We start from the raw sequence: 19,459 nt of genomic DNA on the forward strand, positions 1-19,459 counted from the left end.
TACGTTTTGATCACAGCGAAGTCGCCGGATTCTTGACTAGGCTTGAATCGATAAGCGTGATTCCTGTAGGAGAGGCTAAACTCAGATAGATGATAGCTGGGCGAAGTCGTGGGCTTAAAGGAACTGGATCTTCGGAATCAATATCGGAGCGATCGCGCAGATCTCGTCCAAGACTTCTACATTCCCTGCTTGCAGCAGTCGATAACCTACGATCGCGCTGTGGGCTTCTTTTCTAGCACTTCGTTAACGGTTGCAGCACAAGGACTCCATGTATTTATTCACTCTCAAGGGCGGATGCGGTTAATTGCTTCGCCTCATCTTTCTGATGAAGATGTTAACGCGATTCAGCAAGGGCTGAAACAAAGAGAGCAAGCGATCGCTGATGCTTTATCACGAGAATTGGAACAGGATTTGGAGCAGGTGATTCTGGATCGCCTCGCTTGCCTTGCTTGGTTGTTGAGGCATGGCTTTCTAGAAATCAGACTTGCAGTTCATCGGAATCTTGATCACGGAATTTATCACGAGAAGTTAGGCGTATTTGCTGATGGAGCGGGGAATACCGTCGTATTCTCAGGTTCTGCAAATGAGAGTGTTAGTGCGTTGAGAAATAACTTTGAATGTATTGATGTGTTTCGCTCATGGCGAGTGGGCGATGATGAGCGGATTGCTGAGAAGATTGACGATTTCCAACGACTCTGGGAAAACAGAACACCCAATCTCGAAGTGTTGGAGTTTCCAGAGGCGGCAAAGCGATCGCTCCTCCAGCTTTGTCCTGAACGAATGCCAGCCTTAGCGCGATCTGTACAAGAGGCAGAAGCTGAGTATTCAGTGTCTCCATCCAGACCTCGATCTCTGTACCCCATGGTGCCAGACGGGTTGGTACTTCGCCCCTACCAGCAACAGGCGATTGATAATTGGTTTGCGAATAAAGGTCGCGGCACTCTGAAGATGGCGACTGGGAGTGGTAAGACGATTACGGCATTGGCAATTGCGGCTGAACTTTATCGCAAGAGTTCTCAACAGAATAAGCCACTTCAAGGATTACTGATTGTCTGTCCCTACCGTCATCTAGTCACTCAATGGGCACAAGAAGCTCAGAAATTTGGGCTGGAGCCAATCTTAGCGTTTGAAACCGTTCAAAATTGGCAGGGAGAGTTGCAATCTCAATTACTCGCTGTCCATTCTGAGCGGCAACCTTTCATTACGGTGATTACCACGAATGCAACCTTGATTCGAGAGAGCTTGCAATCTCAACTCCAGTTCTTTCCAAGGCGATCGATGATTATCGGCGATGAGGCACATAATTTGGGGGCAACTCGTTTGGAGGCGAGTCTGCCTCAAGCGATTCCTCTGCGCTTGGGACTTTCTGCAACACCAGAACGATATTTTGATGAACAGGGCAGTGAAAGACTATTTGATTATTTCGGTTCTGTATTAGAGCCAGAGTTTACGCTCAAAGATGCGATCGCTGCCAAAGCTCTGGTTCCCTATCTTTACTATCCAATTTTGGTTGAATTGACGGAAGCAGAAATTGACCAGTACGCCGAACTGAGCAGTAAAATTGGTCGAGCGATTGCAATCGGAGGTGATATCAACGAAAACGAGGCATTGACAGCTCTGTTGATGCAACGCGCTCGGCTCGTGGGAGCGGCAGTCAACAAGTTAGAGGCTTTACGAACTCTGATGCTGAATCGGCTTCAAACCCGTCATACCTTGTTCTACTGTGGAGATGGCTCGGTGGAAGATGAGGTGACGCAAGAAAGTACTCGCCATCTTGCCGCAGTGACGGCTTTACTGCAAGATGAGTTGGGGTATCGGGTCAAACCCTACACCGCAGAAACAACGCTCGTTGAGCGGGAAGAGCTTCGGCAACAATTTGCTCAAGGGAGTTTGCGAGGGTTGGTGGCAATTCGCTGTCTCGATGAAGGCGTGGATATTCCAGCCATTCAGTCAGCAGTGATCTTGGCAAGCAGCAGTAACCCCCGTCAATTCATCCAGCGGCGAGGGCGCATTCTACGTCCGAGTCCAGGCAAGGAGAGAGCAGAACTGTTTGACATGATTGTGATTCCACCTAATTTGGGTCGGGAATCCTGGAACACAGAGCGATCGCTGCTCCGAAAAGAGCTACGGCGCTTTATTGAATTCGCAGACTTAGCGATCAATAGCGGACAGGCAAGGAAAATACTGTTACCGTTGCAAGAAAAGTATCAATTGTTAGACCTCTGATCATCATGAGCGCAGACACCAATGACATTGAAGAACCCATTACAACCGCACCTGCCGAGGTTGAAAAAATTATTCGAGCTGTGATTCTGTTGGAGAAAGAGAATATACACTCAGATCGACCCAGAATTAAAGCAGACATTCTCAAAATTATCAAGGATGCCGTTGAATGAGGCTACTCTCGATCAAGCTATTTAATTTTCGCCAGTTTTGGGGTGAAGTTGAAATTGAATTTGCTAACTTCTCAGGGCGAAGCGTGACCGTGATTCACGGCAATAATGGTGCAGGCAAAACGACTTTGCTGAATGCGTTTACTTGGGTGTTGTATGGGCAGCACACAGGTGCATTCGCGTCGCCAGAGCAGCATATTAATAAACGCGCGATCGCAGAAGCCGCATTAAACAGCCGTGTTGATTGCTGGGTTGAAGTGGTGTTTGAACATAACAACAATCGTTATCGTGCCCGTCGATCGTGTTACCTCGAAAAAACAAATTCAGACGACCTTCAAGAACAAGGTGGCGAACTAGCACTGCAAATCAATAACAAGTTAGTTAAACCGCCCGAATTACCAGAGGACAAAATTGGACAGGTTTTGCCAAATAGCTTGCATCGTTACTTCTTCTTTGATGGGGAACGCATCGATCGCATGGCAAAATCTGAGAACAAATCAGAAATTGCGAAAGCGATCAAAACCTTATTGAGTGTGGAAGTTTTGGATCGTGCGATCAATCACCTGAAAGAGGCGCGTCGATCGCTGGATAAAGAGCTTGCAGAAATTGGCGATCCTGAGACAAAACGCCTGGTTCAAGCTAAAAACGATCTGCTTGCTGAGAAGACAGAACTTGAAGTCAAACGAGAAGCACTGTCAATCGAGATTGACGACCAGAAATATTTGCAAGCCCAGACGAGTGCCGCATTGCGAACCTACGATCAAATTGGGCAAATTCAGGCACGACGAGACGATCTGAAGCAGCAAGTTGAAGAGATTCAAGCACAGTTAGACCGTAGTGAAGATAAACTCCGACGCACAATCTCAGCGCGGGGCTATACCGTGTTTTTAACCGATGCGATCGCGCAATTTCGCACTTTGGCAGATGAATTACGGCAACGGGGAGAGCTTCCGGCTGGAATCAAGCAGCAATTTGTAGAGGATTTGCTGGAGGGAGAATCGTGCATCTGTGGCACTCCGTTGAAAGCGGGAACGAAAGCGAGAAAGCAAGTTGAATCGTGGCTCGATCGTTCTGGAATTCAGGATGTAGAAGAGGCGGTCATTCGCATGGGCGGGGAAGTGAGCAGCATCGAACGGCAGATTCCTGAGTTTTGGGCGGAAGTGGAGCAAGAGCAAGCCAGTATTGAGAATTTGCGCCGTCATCTCTCGACGCTAGAAACGCAGCTTGACGACATTCGGGAACAGTTGAAAGGCAACGAAGATGTGAATGTGCAAGGCATGGAGCAGCGATTAGAGCAGATTGAGAACAAGATTATTGAACTGCATCGAGAAGATGAAAATGCGTTTCGGGACATTCAAGAGCTTGATGCAGAGGTATCAAACCTGAATAAGCAAATCAAAGATCTCAAGGCAAAGAGCAAGCAACAGGCACAGATCAAACGGCAAATTGCGGCAACCGAAGATGCGATCGCTCGAATCGAAGAAGTACGCCGACGAGTCGATCAAAAGTTTCGCGCTGTCTTGGAAATGAAGGTACGCGAGATTTTTCGGCAAGTTTCGTTTAAGACTCAAGTGCCAAAACTAACCGAAAATTACGAATTGGTTCTGGTCGAAACTCTGATGGATGGGGAGAGTGTTGTAGCTCCATCGACCGGGGAGAACCAAATTCTGAGCCTTTCATTTATTGGTAGTATTATCGATCGCGTTCGCTATTGGAGCAAGAAACATTCTCTGCTTGGGTTAGCGGACAGTAGTTTCCCGATCGTGATGGATTCGCCCTTTGGGACGTTAGATGAGAATTACCGTCGCCAGATTGCCAAGCTGATTCCGGGGTTGGCAGATCAATTGGTTGTCTTGGCAACCAAAACTCAGTGGCGCGGAGAGGTTGAAACGGAAATGGCTCCGTATATTGGCAAAGAATATGTATTGGTGTTTAATTCGGCAAAGTTGGAGGGGCAGTCGGAATCGATCGAGCTAAACGGCGAAACGTATCCTTTAGTTCGGCAAAGCCCGAATGAGTTTGAATATACAGAGATCGTGGAAGTCGATCGTTGAGGGGCTGATCGATGAAGACGGATAGCCTGTTTTATCGAATTTTCCAACTTGCGCCCAGCATTTTCTTTGAACTCATCGGAGAATCTGGAGAAACCGCTAGAGATTATACGTTTCGTTCTGTTGAACTCAAGCAAACTGCTTTTCGGATTGATGGTGTTTTGTTGCCGACTGGGGACGATCGCCCAGCCTACTTCTGCGAAATTCAGATGCAAAAAGACCAACGGCTGCATCATCGATTTTTTGCTGAACTCTTTCTCTACCTGGATCAGAATCCAGACACTTATGATTGGCAGGGGGTCTTAATTTATCCTGATCGGAGCATAGAACCGGATCAGTCCAGGTTGTATCAGGTTCTGGTAAATAGCCCCAAAGTGCGACGAATTTATTTGAATGAATTGGGATCGGTGGCAGAGTTGCCCTTGAGCGTTGGGGTGGTCAAGTTGGTTGTCGAGCCAGAAGAAACGGCTGTCACGCAGGCGAGGCAATTAATTGAACGCACACAGGAGGAAGCTATCAACGAAGCTTCAAGCCAAGCGATAATTGATTTGATTGAGACCATCGTTGTTTATAAATTTGCATCGTTAAGCCGGGAGGAAATTCAATCTATGCTGGGATTAGATGATCTAAAGCGAAGTCGAGTTTATCAGGAAGCTCTGCAAGAAGGGCGACAAGAGGGACGACAGGAGGGGCGACAAGAAGGGCGACAAGAAGGGCGACAAGAAGGGCAGCGTGAGGCGATCGAGAGTTTGCTTAAAGCCAGATTTGGCGATTTGGATGAGGATTTGTCGATCGTGGTTGAGGCGGTGCTGGCGGTTCCGGTCGCTGAGGGGATGTCTTTGTTGATTCGGTTGTCGCGTGAGGAGTTGATCGATCGGTTTGGACAGAAGGGGTAGCGCGATCGCAGATAAAAAATGCTCAAAGCTCCTGAAGAGGTTTAAGATAGGGGCGATTGCGCGATCGTCAATTTATGAAAGGTAGAGTTAGAGTCGCAAAGGATAAAGCTGAATTCATTCGATCACTAAAGAGTTCTGAAACTGCTAGTTCACCGTTTCAAACTTATGCAGATGTTGTGGCTTTCGCGGCGGTAATCGGTGCAAAACACAAGAAACGCGAGCCTTTAGAAAAAATCTCTTTGAAAGAGCCTGATCCAATTCCGCAAGAGCAGTTCTTCACCAGAGGGTATGAGTCTGTGATCAATTTGCTTGCGATTACAGCAACAGCAAACCCAAAAACGCTTGCTTCGACTGAAGAATATGAGAATCTGCGACTTAGGGTATTTGAAGAGTACGCAAATGCAGGATTCAGAATTCTAAAGAGTGAATTGTTCGGGGCTGAGGACTACACAAAACAAATTCTACTAATTCTGAGTAAGACTAAGCTTCCACAAGATGAAGACATCAATCTTAGTATGTTCTTCGAGTGATGTATGCCTACTTTTGATCACTTGGAGCAATTGAAGTATTACTCGATTCGGTTTTCACGATTGCGAGTCGATCGCGCTCACGGTATTGCTCCACATAAGCCGATTTTGGTTCTAACTGTGATTGAATTAATCAGAGTAGGTGCAATCAAACGAAATCAAATCCTTCTATCTTCTACCTTGATTGATACTTTCTTGCAGGTCTGGAGCTATCTAGGCTCAGAGCGTCATAATCCAGACATATCTAGACCTTACTTTCACTTGCAAGGAGACAAATTTTGGCATCTGACACCAAATCCAGGTTTCAGAAAGATTATCACATCCAAGATAAAGCTGAAGACCTTTCAAGAAGTAAAGCAGGCAGTCAAATATGCTCAAATCGATGATGCTCTATTTGAACTACTACAAGAGCCATCAACAAGAACTAGCTTAACAACAATCCTGATTCAGAAATGGTTTCATACTAGACTTGACCAAGTTGAGCAATTAATGCAGGGTTTGGGGCATCACTAAATACAGGGTCAACATCGGAGAGCAGTATAGATGAATAAAGATCTGAATTTCTATACCCATAAATTCACGAAACTCAGAGTCGATAATGCTCATGGTGTTGCTCCTCATAAGCCGTGTCTGTTGCTTTCTGTGATTGAACTGTTTGAGCAAAATAAGATCGAGCGTAACCAGATCTATCTGTCTCCAGAACTCATTGCAACTTTTCTAAAATACTGGTCGAACTTAGTTACAACTGAGCATCGATCAGATATTGCTTTGCCCTTTTTCCATCTCACGGGTGACAAGTTCTGGTATCTCATGCCCAATCCTGGATTTGAGGCAACGATTGCTACAAGAACTAAAATTAAGGGCTTATCTGCTCTTAGGAATGCTGTGAAGTATGCTTACGTAGACCATGAGCTATTCGAGTATTTACAAGATGCAGCGGCAAGAGTTCAACTAGCTGAAGCTTTGATTCAAAAGTGGTTTCCAGCTAAAGCGCAGAAATATAATCAGTTGTACCAAGTTGATGAGTTTCAAAACGTCCAGCTTCGGTTATTTGAGAAGGGTGGAGCAACTTACACGATCAGCGATTTGAAAGATCAAGATAAAGCTTTTGTCAGAAATGCAGCTTTTCGCCGGATCGTAGTTTCTCTGTATGAGCAGCAATGTGCTTTTTGCAGATTGAAGATTGTGAGTCAGAGTAGCCAAAATATCGTAGATGGCGCACACATTAAACCATTCTCTGAGTTTCGAGACGATCGCTTTGATAATGGTTTAGCACTTTGCAAAAATCATCATTGGGCATTTGATCGCGGGTGGTTTGGCATTGATGATAACTATAGGATTGTTGTTCCGCACGATCGCTTTTATGAGGCAGCACCAAAGGGAATGCGATCAATGAGAGACTTTGATGGAGAAAAAATTCTTCTTCCTAACAATGAAATTTACAACCCCAGAATTGATGCTCTGCAATGGCATTTGAATTTTTGGAAGATTGCTTAGTTGTCTTCCTCTAGCTCGTTACCCATATATAGTTTTCTAAATTCTGTAGCTGCATCAGGATCTAATTTTTCCAGTGCATCCAGAATCTTCATGACAGTTTCTGAGCCTGGGTCTCGAATCTCGTTTGCCCAACGATAAACGTTAGATGCACCAATTCCCATTGCTGCCGCTAATTTCCCTTGGCTAATGCCGTAGCTTTGCATCACTGTTTTTAGAACCTTACCCGCTTTTCCCATATCCTTAAACACGAAAAATCGCCCCAAGCATGATCAATCGTGTCAGAGCTTTGCGTTATCGTATACAGTCCAATTGGACTGTGCTATCCTGTAAATACTAATTGGACTGTGACAAAATATGTGACGGTTTTTCAAAAATCAGGAGTATTGAGAATGTTCATCGACAGAGCAACCGCAGATAGTTCGGATCATCAAGCAGAAGAGAACGTTACAAAATCGTCCTCAAACGATCAGCCCGTGAAAATGACTCTGATTGGAACTCGCAGAACAATTGAGCAGATGATTGGTTTATTGCACAGGCACAATATTATTTCAGGCAGCGAATGGAGCAGACCTATTCCAATCAAGCACTCGTCGGAATTTATCAGCGTTGCAAGTAGAATAATTCGGCTCAATTAAAAGATTCCTGTTCCAAAGCAATAGTGAAGGGGTGAACGCCCGAAAATTCAGACGGAGGCGATCGCCCCATCATCCTGATTGGTGGGTTAAACGGTGGTGGCAAAACAACCTTGATGGATGCGATCCGCCTCGCTTCATATGGGCAACGCGCTCAAATCGATCGACGCAAAAAATCCCAATCTTACGGCGACTTTTTGAGTCAAAGCGTTTCTACTAGAGCCGAAGACAACGCAACTGCCTCTGTGGAACTCACCTTTCAGCATGTTCTTCGATTTGGCACGATCGATAAACTCGCTGAAATTCGTGTACAGCGCAGTTGGAGTCGTAATCCCAAAGGTGGTAAAGATCAACTCCAGGTCTTCCTTGACGGTTGGCAAGATGAAATCTTGACCAAAACTTGGGATGAGCGGGTTGAGGACTGGTTGCCTTTGGGCTTGTCTAATTTATTCCTCTTCGATGGTGAACAAATTAAGGAACTAGCAGAACAAGATACACCTCCCGCCAGTGTTATCGAAGCGATTCGCGCCGTTCTCGGACTAGAACTCAGCGATCGACTCGCTGCTGATTTAGAGATCTTGGTGAATCGTAAACGCCGAGAACTTGCAGAAAACCGCGATCGTCAGGTTCTTGATTCGATCGAACAGCGTCTCAATCAGCAACGGGCTGACTTAGAAACAGAACAGGAGCGTTTAGAAACCCTGACAGAAAAACTTCAAACCGCAGAAGTTAACTTTCAAGCTGCCCAAGCTAAATTTGATGCCGAGGGCGGAAATCTTGCTGAAGCTGCACCCCAACTTCAGCAACAGCTTCAACGACTTCGGAACGAGGCTGACCATCATCGGCAAAATCTCCGTCATCTCGCAGCAGATTTACTACCTCTGGCACTCATTCAGCCGCTTCTTAAAGGAACTTACCAACAAGGACAAACAGAACTGCATCGCCAGCAGGCACAAGCCGCTCAAGATCTCATTGCGGATCACGATCGACGCTTGCTGTCTTTAATTGAGCAACTCAAGCTCAAATCCACGCAAATAAAGCCGATTCAAGCATTCTTAGAACAAGAGAATCAGGCATTAGCGGCTGCTATTACAGGTGAGTCTTGGCTTCATATTGATGCAAAAACGCTTCAGCAACTTGCTCAGGTTCTACAAGAATTGCCCAATCAAGTCAAACTCACTCAGACCCAACTCGCAACCCTCAAAACCTTGGATCTCGAAATTAGCGCGATCTCGGCTCAACTCGAAGCAACCCCATCGCCCGAAGATTACGAACACTTGCGATCGCAACTTGAAACCGCTCAACTCCACCGAGAAGACGGTCTATTTAGTCAAGAACTCAGCCGCCGTCGCTGCACAGAACTTAGCCAGAGCATCGAAGCGACTAAAGCCGAACTGCAACGTTACAGCGAACAGCACATCGAGCAACACAATACCGATCACTTTTTGAAGGTAGCGCCCAAAGTTCAAAAGACCCTCACGGCTTTTCGCGAAAAGCTGACGTTGCGAAAACTCGACGAGTTAGAGTCCAGTGTTACGCAATTCTTTCGCTTGCTCTTGCATAAAGAAACGCTATTACATCGTGTTGTCATTCGCGCCACGGACTTTAGCCTCACGCTTTACGATACTCAAGGTCAACCTGTTTCTAAACATCGCTTGTCTGCTGGAGAAAAACAGCTTTTAGCGATCGCGTTTCTTTGGGGACTTGCCAGCATCAGTAAGCGTCAACTTCCCATCGCCATCGATACTCCCTTGAGTCGTCTTGATTCCTCACACCGCCAAAATCTCCTGGAAGAATACTTTCCCAATGCCAGCCATCAAATGATTCTGCTCTCAACAGATACGGAAATTGGAAAAGCAGAGGTCAACCAACTTAGGGAGAAAAGCGCGATCGCGCGTGAGTATCTGCTTGAATTCAACTCAACCACACAACAAACTCAAATCAAATTAGGATACTTTGATTTTGAGGTCAGAAGTCCCAAGTCTTAATCTCATTCATTGTGCTGTATGGAACCACCTATCGATCGCATCAAACTCTCCCAATCCGCCAAGGATCAACTGATTAAACTTAAACGCATCACCAAAATCGACCAGTGGAACATCCTCTGTCGCTGGGCATTCTGTCGTTCTTTAGCAGAACCAACGTCTCCCTCCCCTGTTCCGATTCCTGCGGATAGCAATGTTGAAATGTCTTGGCAGGTATTTGGCGGCGAAATCGCTGATTTACTTCTAATTGCACTCAAGCAACGTTGTCATCAGGATGGGCTGCCTACAGATAAAGACGCTCTCGCGACCCAGTTTCGGCTTCATTTACACCGAGGCATCGGCTACTTATCAGGTGATCCAAGTCTAAAACGAGTTGAAGATTTAATTGGATTGGCGCTCCTCACAGAGACAAAAGATGCCTAAGAGGTTTAACTCAATAGTTCGTATTTTCCATCGGATCTTTTTCTGAAATATTTTGGTGCGATCGCATCTTTTCGATCTAAGCCTTCACACCGCCGTTCAATAGCTCCACGGACAATCCCTTTAGGATCTTTTGAGCTGAAGCCATACAGCTTCTTGTCAATAATTGCTTGCGTAATCTCTGCACTCGTCATCGGTTGTTTTTTTGCCTGAAGTATTTGAATTGCAGCTTGAGCGATCGTTAGTTTTTCCATCGGTTTTTCTTGGTTAGACACTGAGAGTTTTTCAAATAATAATGGCTGAATACTTCCGTCTGGTAGAATCTCTGGCAACCATTCGTCCCCTCGTGGTTCTGTTCCATCCCATTTTTCGGGGTAGGTTCGATCAGCAATGAGTTCTCTGATTCGAGCCAATTCCTCATCATTAATCAAACTGATTGTCGGGCGGCTCTGAGCGGTTGCCTCTTGGTTTACTGCTTCCTCGATCGCCAATACCTGCTCCAACATCCACTGTCGAGCTTCTATGGTTAGCGGTCCTAAACGATTTTGTTTAGCAGACATCGAACCATTCTTGTTGACCTCACCATGTTTACGATGTCGATGTTGAGGCTTCTTAACCTCCCAATATAACGATCGAAGCTTTTGTAGAGGGGCTAAATAAGCCCATTCTGGTTGAGCGACAAGACGATCAAGTGCAGCATCCTCTTGAACCAAGGGACAACCGATGCACCCAGTTCTAGCATTCAATGGCTCTTCACCATCGCTGACATCCTGACCATAAATTCTAGCAATTTCAAACGTCGGAAACCCAAGTTCCAAATCTGCTCGAAGCAACCAGTCCCAAACATGACAAACTCGCCAGTGAACGATCGGAGCAAGGATATCTGCAACCGCACTCGAAGACGAATGCTGAAACCAGCCTTGACCGCACTCTCCACCATCCTTGGTGCAGCTAACAGCAATCCGTTGATCCCTAGCTGCACTTTCGCCAATCCGCACTCCTGTGAGCATTAGAAACTTCTCGCCTCGTTCTTGACGCAAAGTCTCTAATTCTCGCTCCATGTTCATGACTTTCAGCTTTGGAGTACACCAGCGAAACGTATTAGAGGGCGGTGGAACACCACGACCTAGCATATAGACAAAATAACGATGATTTAATTCGGGCAAGACGATCCGAGTTTGAAAGCCATCCTTGCCCAATATGGGTTCAAGACGATCGCGCAGTGCATTTAGAATACCGAGTGCAGAAGTATGAAGCGGTGGCAACTCCTGTCTCGTATCTGCATAAAGAATCGTGAGGCTTTCCGGTTTGGGAATTTTTCCCGTTTCAATGAGATGAGCAACAAGCGTCACGGTTGCTGAGGAGTCCTTTCCGCCAGAAAACGCGATCGCCCAATGTTTGTAAAAAGAACCATAATGACACAATGATTCTGCCGATAGCTCAATGCTTTTCGGTAAAGTTAGACGATCCTCTTCAAACAGACTTAGCGTTCTCATCACCCTTGCTGTCCCTTCAGTGGCTTCTAACAATAACAGAATTTTAAACTTTGCGCTACATATAGCGTATAAGTAACAGTTATTTAATTCTCAACGCTATGTGTTTCCTTGCCTCAGTGTTAGTATAACTGTACTTTTCCCTTTTCTGCCTCAAATTGAGAAATGCCCTATGCTGTTTCTAGGGAATAGATTGGCATCATGAACAGCGATAAATTAGTGATGTGTACTTCCGATTTTATTACGCAGCGATTTTCTGAAGTTGTGGAGTGCTGCAATCGCAGTGCGATTGGAAAGCGGTTGCCTGGAGCGCTCTATGTGCATATCTCAGCCCTGTCAAGCTTGGAGTTGCCGTTACAAGAGTATGAGATACTGGTTCGCTTACATTTGAAAGAAACCGAGGAAATTACTCTAATTAAATTCAGTACTGAGCAGCCCAAAATCTCGTATCTGTTTTATCCCCAGTTTGATGTTGATCCTCATCCATCATTGCAGCAAAGTATCCAGGTTGATCTCGCCACGTCTCAAGTTAATGTTCGGAACTACAATAATGCCGAGAATCCTCCTGTTCTTCACCGAAAGGAAACGTTTGTTACACCAAGCTACCCGCTCTACCAGGTATTTGCAGAACTGACGCGACAGGAAGAAACGCTAGGGTTGCTGAGCCAGTCGCGAGAAATCGGGTTTCGTGATGCTTGGCAAAGACGCTTACTATATTGTGGAATTGAAATTCACGAGCATTCTCTGGCTTGTCCAATCTCTAAAATCCCGATTTGCAATCAACCTAAAATCGCTCGACACAAAGCAGCACTTGTTCGGTCTGAACTCTCGAAGCCTGTTCGAGTGGCTTTAGAAGCAGGCTTGTTCACACCAGAAGCCACTTTTTTTGATTATGGTTGCGGACATGGTGGAGATATTCAACAGGTTCGCGATCGTGGTTACATTAGCTCCGGTTGGGACCCTTATTACTGTCCCAATACTGACTGTATTTCAGCGGATGTCGTGAATCTCGGCTACGTCATTAACGTGATCGAAGATCCAGTAGAACGACGAGAAGCATTGATTAAAGCATGGGGTTTAACCCAAAAAGTCTTGATCGTCGCGGCTCAAGTTTTAATTGAAGACCGGATGCGGGGCATGATGACTTACAGCGATGGTGTAATTACTCGTCGAAATACCTTTCAGAAGAATTACAGCCAAGAAGAACTCAAAGGTTACGTTGATCAGGTGTTAGGAGTAGATGCGATTGCGATCGCGTTAGGGATTTACTTGGTGTTTCGAGATGAAGCACAGGCACAAATCTTTCGAGCCTCTCGCTTTCGTTCCCGTACGACAACACCAAGGGTCAAAGCTGCTACCAAGCGGTTTGAGCAATATAAGGAAATGTTGGCTCCTTTGATGGCATTTGTCACTGAGCGCGGGCGCTTACCGATCGAGGAAGAGATCCAAGATTTTGCAACGCTGCAATCAGAGTTTGGCACTTTGCGCCGAGCGTTCCAAATTGTTCTGCAAGCAACGGAGGTACAAGAATGGGATGCAATCGCAGACAAACGGCGACAGGATTTGCTCGTTTACTTGGCTCTCAGTCATTTTAGTTATCGCCCAAAACTGCGACAGCTTGCTCCTAGCGTCCAGCACGATATCAAGGGGCTGTTTGGCAACTACCAGCAAGCTTGCACTGCCGCAGATCTCATGCTCCTGAGTTTAGGCGATTTAGAGGTAGTAAAAGCAAGATGCCAAGCAAGCGCGATCGGCAAAAAGCTATCTAATTCACTTTGGGTTCATATTTCTGCTCTAGAATCGCTTGATCCACTACTACGGCTCTATGAAGGCTGTGCCTCTCGTACGATCGGTCGCCCTGAAGAGGCAAATGTCATCAAGTTCCACTGCCATAAGCCGAAAATCTCTTATCTGGTCTACCCAAACTTCGATGCTGATCCTCATCCGGTGCTTCAGACCAGTATGCAGGTTGACTTGCGGGATTTGCACGTCAGCTATCGAGACTATGACCCAAACGATAATCCACCTGTGCTGCATCAGAAAGATTTGCTCGTTATGTCGGACTACCCACTCTATGAAAAGTTTGCCAAACTGAGTCGGCAGGAGGCGGATTGGGGGTTACTGGATGATTTGGGTAAGATTCGCGATCAACGAGGTTGGCAAAAGTGTCTGGAGGAGCACTGTGCAGAGTTGAAGGGGCATCGAGTCGTTTGGCGTAAGGACGCTGACCCATATCGAGTGAAGTTGGGGCGATCCTTAATGCGTAAAAAGTAATCCACACAAAAAGATACAGGCAGGATTTCTTAGAAGCGAGACTGTGAGACTAAGTACCAGTTTTTATATCCAATCCGTCTATAGGCAATGAAAGTTGACGATATCCATAGACATGGAGAACATATTCAGGATCAAGCGTAAAGCAGCTTGATGGTGGTGGCAATTGCAAAGCTAGAATTTGGTCTTTATCCCGACATTCATATGCCTCATGAACAAGTTCCCAAATTTTTTGAAGCAAACGTAGAAGGTCATTTATGCACTTTTCGGAGTGATAAAAAGTGGCTATATGTTTGGAGACTCCGTAGAGATTTATGTACTCTTGACGTAGCTCATCTGGAGTATCTGATAAAGCTTCTAAAGATCCAGGGCAGCCAAAACTCCCAAAATAATCCTCAAAAAGCGTTGAAATTGCTAGCTTTATTCCTTCAATAAACTCTTTATTTAAGTCAATTTTCCCTGATACTAATTGCTTGGATACTTCATCTAATAAGGCTCGAGGGGCAGTATAACCTAAAACTTTAGCAGCACTTCTTCTGAGACTAGAAGAGTAACTATTCAGTAGATTTATTAAGGCAGGAGTAGTATCAGATTCGTAGGGATCATCAAAACATAATTCGGTGCCAAACCGTTTAAATGCATCAAGAATTACTTGTCCAACACCTCCAATTTCTAGTGGATATTCTTCGTCAGTCTCTAATAATTTGGTAATGAACTTTTCTAAATCTTTTTCGTCTACAAGTATTGAAGCTAGCCATTCCTCATCTTCGGATTGCTCCGCAATCAATTTAGCAGCCTCTACTCTAACAAGCATATTTTCATCAGCTATTGCTTGCTCAATAATCTTATTTATCCAATCTTCTTTGGAAGAGAAGCAAAGGGGGTTGCGCCTAATAGCCGATAGTATTAGTGTTTTAGCGGAAGCTTCATCTAAGCTATGAAATGTAGAAGAGACTGCTCGGAGGTGATTCAAGTGACTTGGTTGCCTAAGAAACCAGTGGAGCGATTCAAGACCAACTCTTGTAGCAATAGCGTGATATAGCTCAGAACAAATACTCTCTGGCTTTTCTAGTAGCCTCTGCAACCAATTTCGTACCAGATAGGCAATTAGGAAATCTCTTTCACGTCCATAGTAAAAATCTATAGATGGTAGCTTTTGATTACTAAAAACCTTTGCTAAAAGTGCTGATTCAAATAAGCCTATGGGTAAATCTTGTGTAGCTGATATTTCCCATTTCTTTCTTACTCTAGATTGGCTTATTGGAGCATCTGCTAAAAACATTTCATCAGCCAGTTCTATCAAAAGCGTTGTCACAGTATCCTGATGAAGGTTTACTACTCGTTGAGCCTTCAGTTGAATTATTTGCCCTAATAGTTCTGGTTCATCAAGAACCAGTGGAAGTTCCTTGCCATTGCAGATCTCTATGCCAATTCGCAGAACAAGTGGATCAGAAACTTTTACATGAGTTGATGGGATTTCTACATTATAGGCATTAGCATATATTTCATAAGCTCTGTCTATTTCCTCATTGTCATACTTCTGAATTTCAACTACGCTACAAGTTTTTCCAAGCTTTTCAGGAGCAACTTCAAAAAGCGGAATGGCTGTTTTATTGATAGCAGTTGCGTCTGCAACATAAGAGGGATTTCCCAAATCATCAAGCAATAATCGACTTGCAGCGACATTAGTAAAACTGATAACAATTTGAATTTCATCACATGCAAGTCTTTCACTACCTTTATCGATAGCACGTGCTAATTCTTGGCTGGCTTCATTCCACCCATCAATAAAAATAATAAGTTTTTGTCCAACTCTCTTTAGGACTCGATTTAGCTTGCTAACGATTTGATGCAAGCTACCATTTTCATGAATAATCCATTCAAAATCCTCTTGAATTTCCTCCAATAAACCTTTTTGTATCCCAATAGCTGGATAAAATAAACAAGGTATTCCCTCCTCAAGCTTCTGTTCTACTGTGCGACAGGCAAAGTTTGTTTTTCCAACCTGTGGTTCGCCAGCTAAAATTACAACTCTTCGATTCTCGTCACCCAGGTGCTTGTGCAACTCTTTTCGCGCTTCAGTACGCTCAATGTAGAGTTGAGGAATATATTTCTTCCCACTATGAAGGTCGTCACTGCGTAAAGGACGCATTCGTTCTGAAACTTGAATACGACAAAATTCAATCAAATTGTCCGGTGATAGCGAGATAAAGGTTTCTAGTGCTTCGGAACGTAGAGCTAGATCGTCAGCAGTAACACGAAAACCATTTTGGGCATAGGGATGGTTTGTAGGAACTTGAATATCGTCGATTAATTCACCTGAGATACTGTCATAGATTCGAGTTTCATTACCATTGGTCAAGACGACAAAAGGTGCAATCCCTCCCACCCGTAATAAACGCGCATAGGATATTCCTTGTTCCTTTGCGCTTTCATCTAATGGTTCGCCTGGTGCTTTCACTTCAACAATGAGTAGATTTCTACCATCACAGCTTCGCACTACAATATCTGCTCTTGGGCGAAACACAGGTGATCGGACGGGTTCATTAGAGCCAACTCGCAGAATTCCTCTTCCTAAACGAATCTCGAAAGAGAATTCAACTGAAATGCTTTCCGCAGCAAAACCATGATCTGCCAACCAAACGGCTACAACTCTGGTTCTAATATCCTCTTCAGATAATAATCGCTGCTCTGGGGTCTGCATCTTCGCTTCAGAACATCAAGTAGGATTGACTACCTCGATTATACTGATCTACTAATTTGATGAGGTTTGCCATTCCCTTCTTTGTTGGCATCCCCTCTGGCGTGAATGTCCAAATTTCTTGCTTGTGTTGCATTCCGTAACTAATATGAATCGGTCGATCGCTACTATAAAAATACAGCGAATCAAACGGCAATCGCTGTTCTAGAATCCATTCCACCAAGCGATCGCTCTCTAAATCCACAATCCTAAAATCGCAGGCAGCTCCTAAGCGATCGCAATAGTACTTTCCATTCCGATTCACCTCATGCGCCATATGTTGATCTCGGCTCGGATCAACCCGCCCGTTTTTAATTCCCGTCTCCGGATCTTTCTGACTCAAGAAGCGTTTTAAGTCTTTCGAGCAGAAGCCATAGGTAAGCTGAAATCGCTCTTTGCCAAAATGGTCAATAATGGGGTCAAGCAACTGATGACAGAGCGCTCGTAGTGCTGGAATGGTTTCTTCCACATTCTGGGGATAAGGATAGATGTAATCGCGGTACTTTCCGTAAGTCTGTGTACAAGTACAAAAGTCATCAAGATCCAAATATCGACCTAGCATCTGGTTTTGCATTCACTTTAAACCCTGTTAACTTAGTGATGTAGAAAACTTTTTGCTGTCTCACGATGAGAACGTGGTGACTTTGGAGAATAGAATCCTTTGATTTAAACGATCGCGCTTACTTTGAGAAGCACATGCCGTCGGTGGACTCCGACGTGGCAGAGGCTGAAATCGGGGCAAGGGTTGACCCAAATGACGAAGTTGTTTGAGATAGCGCAAACCAAGTTGCAGAAAACTCAAGCCTCGCTCTGGATGGGAATCGAGCCGTTTGCGTTGACCGCAACGCACGAGCAAAAAGCCTAAAACCAAAGCAATCAGCGTTGCCATATCGAGCAGCATGAACAGACGGGTAAGCCCTGTGGCATCGCGTAAATGAGAGCCAATGATGTCAAAGGCAGCAGATTTGTAGTCTTTAATGTGCGGTTCAATTCCGCCAAAGCGATGACCATAGCGCTCAAACGTCTGTAATGAAGGGGGTTGGCTACTGAGGACAGCCCAAGGCTCTTGTCCCCCTGGCAGTGTAGCAGTGGCGAGATGGCAGGGGATGTCTTCGAGAATTGTCACGTTCGGGAACAAGTAAGCCTGCTCGACTGGAGACAGCAATTGAGCAACAGACTGCGATACACCGGGAGCGAGGGTAATCGTGAGATTGCTTTTAGCCCGAATCAACCAGTCCCATGCGTGTCGATTGCACCACCGCATCAGTTCGCCATGCTCAAAGCCACGGTCTGCCAGCAGCGTCACCCGACAATCAGAGGGCAACAGGCTGAAAACTTGCTCTAAGACAGGAAGATAAGCTTCAAAAGCAACTGTTGCACTGCCATGTTCCAAAACCATCTGAGCTAAGGTGAACGAGCGTCCACCCCAAACAAAGCAGACCCCAATCCAACAGAACTGATCCCACAACACACTGGTATCGAGCGTCAGCAGCAAGTCTGTCCCGGCAAAGGCACAGAGCAATTGCTGCAATAATGGAACATAGAAGGTTTCAGCATTGACCTGCGGATTGGTCAGTAAGTAATTCAAGCGAGCATGGTGACTGCGGGCGGTACAACCGCGATGGCTCAAATAGGGCAACCAATGATTCAAGCAGGCGCTCTCGGATTGTAGAATTGCAGCAACCGCTTCGGATACGCCCTCTAAGTGCCGTTGGTCACGCGGTTGAATCCATTGACGGAATTGGTCGATTAGTTCACGATACAGATGGGGCAGTTGCATGAGATTGTTTTTGTGTAGGAACTTAAGCCTCTCACAATTTGCCCCGCCCAAGCCATTCTTGTCTCACATGAGACTCTCGATAAATCAGACGTTTCAGGACTTTTCTACATCACTAAGCAGCGTGGCTAACCGAAATCACCTGCGGGTTAAGAGACAAAGGTTGACGAATTTGAACGTTTCTGCGCCGCAAGTCGTGCTTCAAGCGATCGCAAAAATGCTTCAAAAACGCTTTCTCGCTGCAAGGAACAACAATCCCAATTAGACCTTTCTTTTCAAGCAGTTCCTCCAAGCACTTCTCGATCAGTGGATTCAAGTCGAACCTGAACACTTCTGGAAACTGTTGAAACGCAACATTAGATGCAGCAGAACTAGGCGGAGTTGTAACTGGGTTGAGCTTTTGATTAAACCAGGACAATTCAGCATGATGGGTTCTCTCCTGATAGGCAACCGCAACTAATTCTGACAATCGCCCCTGACTTTTTGCCCACGTCAGCAAATTAAATACAACCTCAGAATGGTCAGTTCCACCTGCGATCGCGTCTAGGTCTTCTCCGAGTTCAAATACAACCAGTTCTCTCAACTCTTGACGAGGAAAAGTTTCTAGGATCGCCTTCCTTAAGCGCCTAAATTCAGAACCCGAAAGCTGCATCGTCATCTAGCCAAATTGCTCGTAAATTGTTTACTTCCTCATAAGAAAATACACTGAGATTGCAAATTTTCCGAATCATACAGATATTGGAAAGATGAGGGACAATTCGTGTTATTGAAGATAAT

The 19,459-nt window shown here is 45.2% G+C and carries 16 protein-coding genes; 10 read left to right on the forward strand and 6 right to left on the reverse strand.

Annotated features, from left to right (window positions below):
- Positions 1 to 108: 108 nt before the first annotated feature.
- The 7 genes from ACMUEV_RS13225 to ACMUEV_RS13255 all read left to right on the forward strand — a co-directional run bounded on the left by ACMUEV_RS13225 (position 109) and on the right by ACMUEV_RS13255 (position 7,364).
- Entirely contained in the window at positions 109 to 2,226 is a 2,118-nt protein-coding gene (locus tag ACMUEV_RS13225) for a DNA phosphorothioation system restriction enzyme (protein WP_415354773.1), read from the forward strand.
- A 5-nt stretch (positions 2,227 to 2,231) separates the two neighbouring features.
- Complete coding sequence (locus ACMUEV_RS13230) at positions 2,232 to 2,396, forward strand: hypothetical protein (protein ID WP_190653660.1); 165 nt, start codon at positions 2,232 to 2,234, stop codon at positions 2,394 to 2,396.
- Positions 2,393 to 4,447 carry an AAA family ATPase gene (locus ACMUEV_RS13235; RefSeq protein WP_190653659.1) on the forward strand — a complete coding sequence of 685 codons (2,055 nt, stop codon included), beginning with the start codon at positions 2,393 to 2,395 and terminating at the stop codon, positions 4,445 to 4,447. Before ACMUEV_RS13230 ends, ACMUEV_RS13235 begins: the two co-directional genes overlap by 4 nt.
- 11 nt (positions 4,448 to 4,458) lie before the next feature.
- Positions 4,459 to 5,340 carry an Rpn family recombination-promoting nuclease/putative transposase gene (locus ACMUEV_RS13240; protein ID WP_199329749.1) on the forward strand — a complete coding sequence of 294 codons (882 nt, stop codon included), beginning with the start codon at positions 4,459 to 4,461 and terminating at the stop codon, positions 5,338 to 5,340.
- A gap of 74 nt (positions 5,341 to 5,414) precedes the next feature.
- The gene (locus ACMUEV_RS13245; protein WP_190653658.1) at positions 5,415 to 5,870 is read left to right on the forward strand and encodes a DNA phosphorothioation-associated protein 4; all 456 of its coding nucleotides are present in this window, start codon (positions 5,415 to 5,417) and stop codon (positions 5,868 to 5,870) included.
- Positions 5,871 to 5,873: 3 nt separating this feature from the next.
- Positions 5,874 to 6,380: a hypothetical protein gene (locus ACMUEV_RS13250; RefSeq protein ID WP_190653657.1), complete on the forward strand. Its 507-nt coding sequence runs from the start codon at positions 5,874 to 5,876 to the stop codon at positions 6,378 to 6,380.
- Between the two features lie 30 nt (positions 6,381 to 6,410).
- Entirely contained in the window at positions 6,411 to 7,364 is a 954-nt protein-coding gene (locus tag ACMUEV_RS13255) for an HNH endonuclease (protein WP_190653656.1), read from the forward strand.
- Here the strand turns inward: ACMUEV_RS13255 and ACMUEV_RS13260 are convergent.
- The gene (locus ACMUEV_RS13260) at positions 7,361 to 7,612 is read right to left on the reverse strand and encodes a helix-turn-helix transcriptional regulator (RefSeq protein WP_348251647.1); all 252 of its coding nucleotides are present in this window, start codon (positions 7,610 to 7,612) and stop codon (positions 7,361 to 7,363) included. The two genes, ACMUEV_RS13255 and ACMUEV_RS13260, sit on opposite strands and share 4 nt — an antisense overlap.
- A 458-nt stretch (positions 7,613 to 8,070) precedes the next feature.
- On the opposite strand from ACMUEV_RS13260, the gene dndD reads away from it, so the two are divergent.
- Together dndD and dndE are read left to right on the forward strand one after the other, a co-directional pair.
- Positions 8,071 to 9,984: a DNA sulfur modification protein DndD gene (gene dndD, locus ACMUEV_RS13265; protein WP_415354787.1), complete on the forward strand. Its 1,914-nt coding sequence runs from the start codon at positions 8,071 to 8,073 to the stop codon at positions 9,982 to 9,984.
- Between the two features lie 18 nt (positions 9,985 to 10,002).
- Positions 10,003 to 10,404 carry a DNA sulfur modification protein DndE gene (dndE, locus tag ACMUEV_RS13270; protein ID WP_190653654.1) on the forward strand — a complete coding sequence of 134 codons (402 nt, stop codon included), beginning with the start codon at positions 10,003 to 10,005 and terminating at the stop codon, positions 10,402 to 10,404.
- Positions 10,405 to 10,409: 5 nt separating this feature from the next.
- On the opposite strand, the gene ACMUEV_RS13275 is transcribed toward dndE, so the two are convergent.
- Positions 10,410 to 11,897, reverse strand: coding sequence for a phosphoadenosine phosphosulfate reductase family protein (locus ACMUEV_RS13275; protein WP_190653653.1), 1,488 nt, complete (start codon positions 11,895 to 11,897; stop codon positions 10,410 to 10,412).
- A gap of 198 nt (positions 11,898 to 12,095) precedes the next feature.
- Between ACMUEV_RS13275 and ACMUEV_RS13280 the strand changes: the two genes are divergently transcribed.
- The gene (locus ACMUEV_RS13280) at positions 12,096 to 14,168 is read left to right on the forward strand and encodes a DNA phosphorothioation-associated putative methyltransferase (RefSeq protein WP_242044898.1); all 2,073 of its coding nucleotides are present in this window, start codon (positions 12,096 to 12,098) and stop codon (positions 14,166 to 14,168) included.
- A 49-nt stretch (positions 14,169 to 14,217) separates the two neighbouring features.
- Here the strand turns inward: ACMUEV_RS13280 and ACMUEV_RS13285 are convergent, their stop codons facing one another.
- The 4 genes from ACMUEV_RS13285 to ACMUEV_RS13300 form a co-directional block, all read right to left on the reverse strand.
- On the reverse strand, positions 14,218 to 16,869 hold the full coding sequence (locus ACMUEV_RS13285; RefSeq protein ID WP_190653652.1) for a type I restriction enzyme HsdR N-terminal domain-containing protein: 2,652 nt from the start codon (positions 16,867 to 16,869) through the stop codon (positions 14,218 to 14,220).
- Positions 16,870 to 16,876: 7 nt separating this feature from the next.
- On the reverse strand, positions 16,877 to 17,479 hold the full coding sequence (locus ACMUEV_RS13290; protein WP_190653651.1) for a hypothetical protein: 603 nt from the start codon (positions 17,477 to 17,479) through the stop codon (positions 16,877 to 16,879).
- Between the two features lie 48 nt (positions 17,480 to 17,527).
- A complete protein-coding gene (locus tag ACMUEV_RS13295; RefSeq protein WP_415354608.1) occupies positions 17,528 to 18,685 on the reverse strand; it encodes a transposase in 1,158 nt (385 codons plus the stop codon).
- Positions 18,686 to 18,797: 112 nt separating this feature from the next.
- Positions 18,798 to 19,340: an effector-associated domain EAD1-containing protein gene (locus ACMUEV_RS13300; protein ID WP_190650011.1), complete on the reverse strand. Its 543-nt coding sequence runs from the start codon at positions 19,338 to 19,340 to the stop codon at positions 18,798 to 18,800.
- Positions 19,341 to 19,459: the final 119 nt, after the last annotated feature.

The organism is Leptolyngbya sp. FACHB-1624 (assembly GCF_047649235.1).
Classification (GTDB): Bacteria; Cyanobacteriota; Cyanobacteriia; order Leptolyngbyales; family Leptolyngbyaceae; genus Leptolyngbya; species Leptolyngbya boryana.

What these genes read in the sequence shown, in the direction of transcription:
- ACMUEV_RS13275 (WP_190653653.1), bottom strand. Translation starts at nt 11,897, where the DNA reads ATGAGAACGCTAAGTCTGTTTGAAGAGGATCGTCTAACTTTACCGAAA.
- ACMUEV_RS13295 (WP_415354608.1), bottom strand. Translation starts at nt 18,685, where the DNA reads ATGCAACTGCCCCATCTGTATCGTGAACTAATCGACCAATTCCGTCAA.
- ACMUEV_RS13300 (WP_190650011.1), bottom strand. Translation starts at nt 19,340, where the DNA reads ATGACGATGCAGCTTTCGGGTTCTGAATTTAGGCGCTTAAGGAAGGCG.
- ACMUEV_RS13230 (WP_190653660.1), top strand. Translation starts at nt 2,232, where the DNA reads ATGAGCGCAGACACCAATGACATTGAAGAACCCATTACAACCGCACCT.
- ACMUEV_RS13280 (WP_242044898.1), top strand. Translation starts at nt 12,096, where the DNA reads ATGAACAGCGATAAATTAGTGATGTGTACTTCCGATTTTATTACGCAG.
- ACMUEV_RS13285 (WP_190653652.1), bottom strand. Translation starts at nt 16,869, where the DNA reads ATGCAGACCCCAGAGCAGCGATTATTATCTGAAGAGGATATTAGAACC.
- dndE (WP_190653654.1), top strand. Translation starts at nt 10,003, where the DNA reads ATGGAACCACCTATCGATCGCATCAAACTCTCCCAATCCGCCAAGGAT.
- ACMUEV_RS13235 (WP_190653659.1), top strand. Translation starts at nt 2,393, where the DNA reads ATGAGGCTACTCTCGATCAAGCTATTTAATTTTCGCCAGTTTTGGGGT.
- ACMUEV_RS13245 (WP_190653658.1), top strand. Translation starts at nt 5,415, where the DNA reads ATGAAAGGTAGAGTTAGAGTCGCAAAGGATAAAGCTGAATTCATTCGA.
- ACMUEV_RS13250 (WP_190653657.1), top strand. Translation starts at nt 5,874, where the DNA reads ATGCCTACTTTTGATCACTTGGAGCAATTGAAGTATTACTCGATTCGG.
- ACMUEV_RS13290 (WP_190653651.1), bottom strand. Translation starts at nt 17,479, where the DNA reads ATGCAAAACCAGATGCTAGGTCGATATTTGGATCTTGATGACTTTTGT.
- ACMUEV_RS13255 (WP_190653656.1), top strand. Translation starts at nt 6,411, where the DNA reads ATGAATAAAGATCTGAATTTCTATACCCATAAATTCACGAAACTCAGA.
- ACMUEV_RS13240 (WP_199329749.1), top strand. Translation starts at nt 4,459, where the DNA reads ATGAAGACGGATAGCCTGTTTTATCGAATTTTCCAACTTGCGCCCAGC.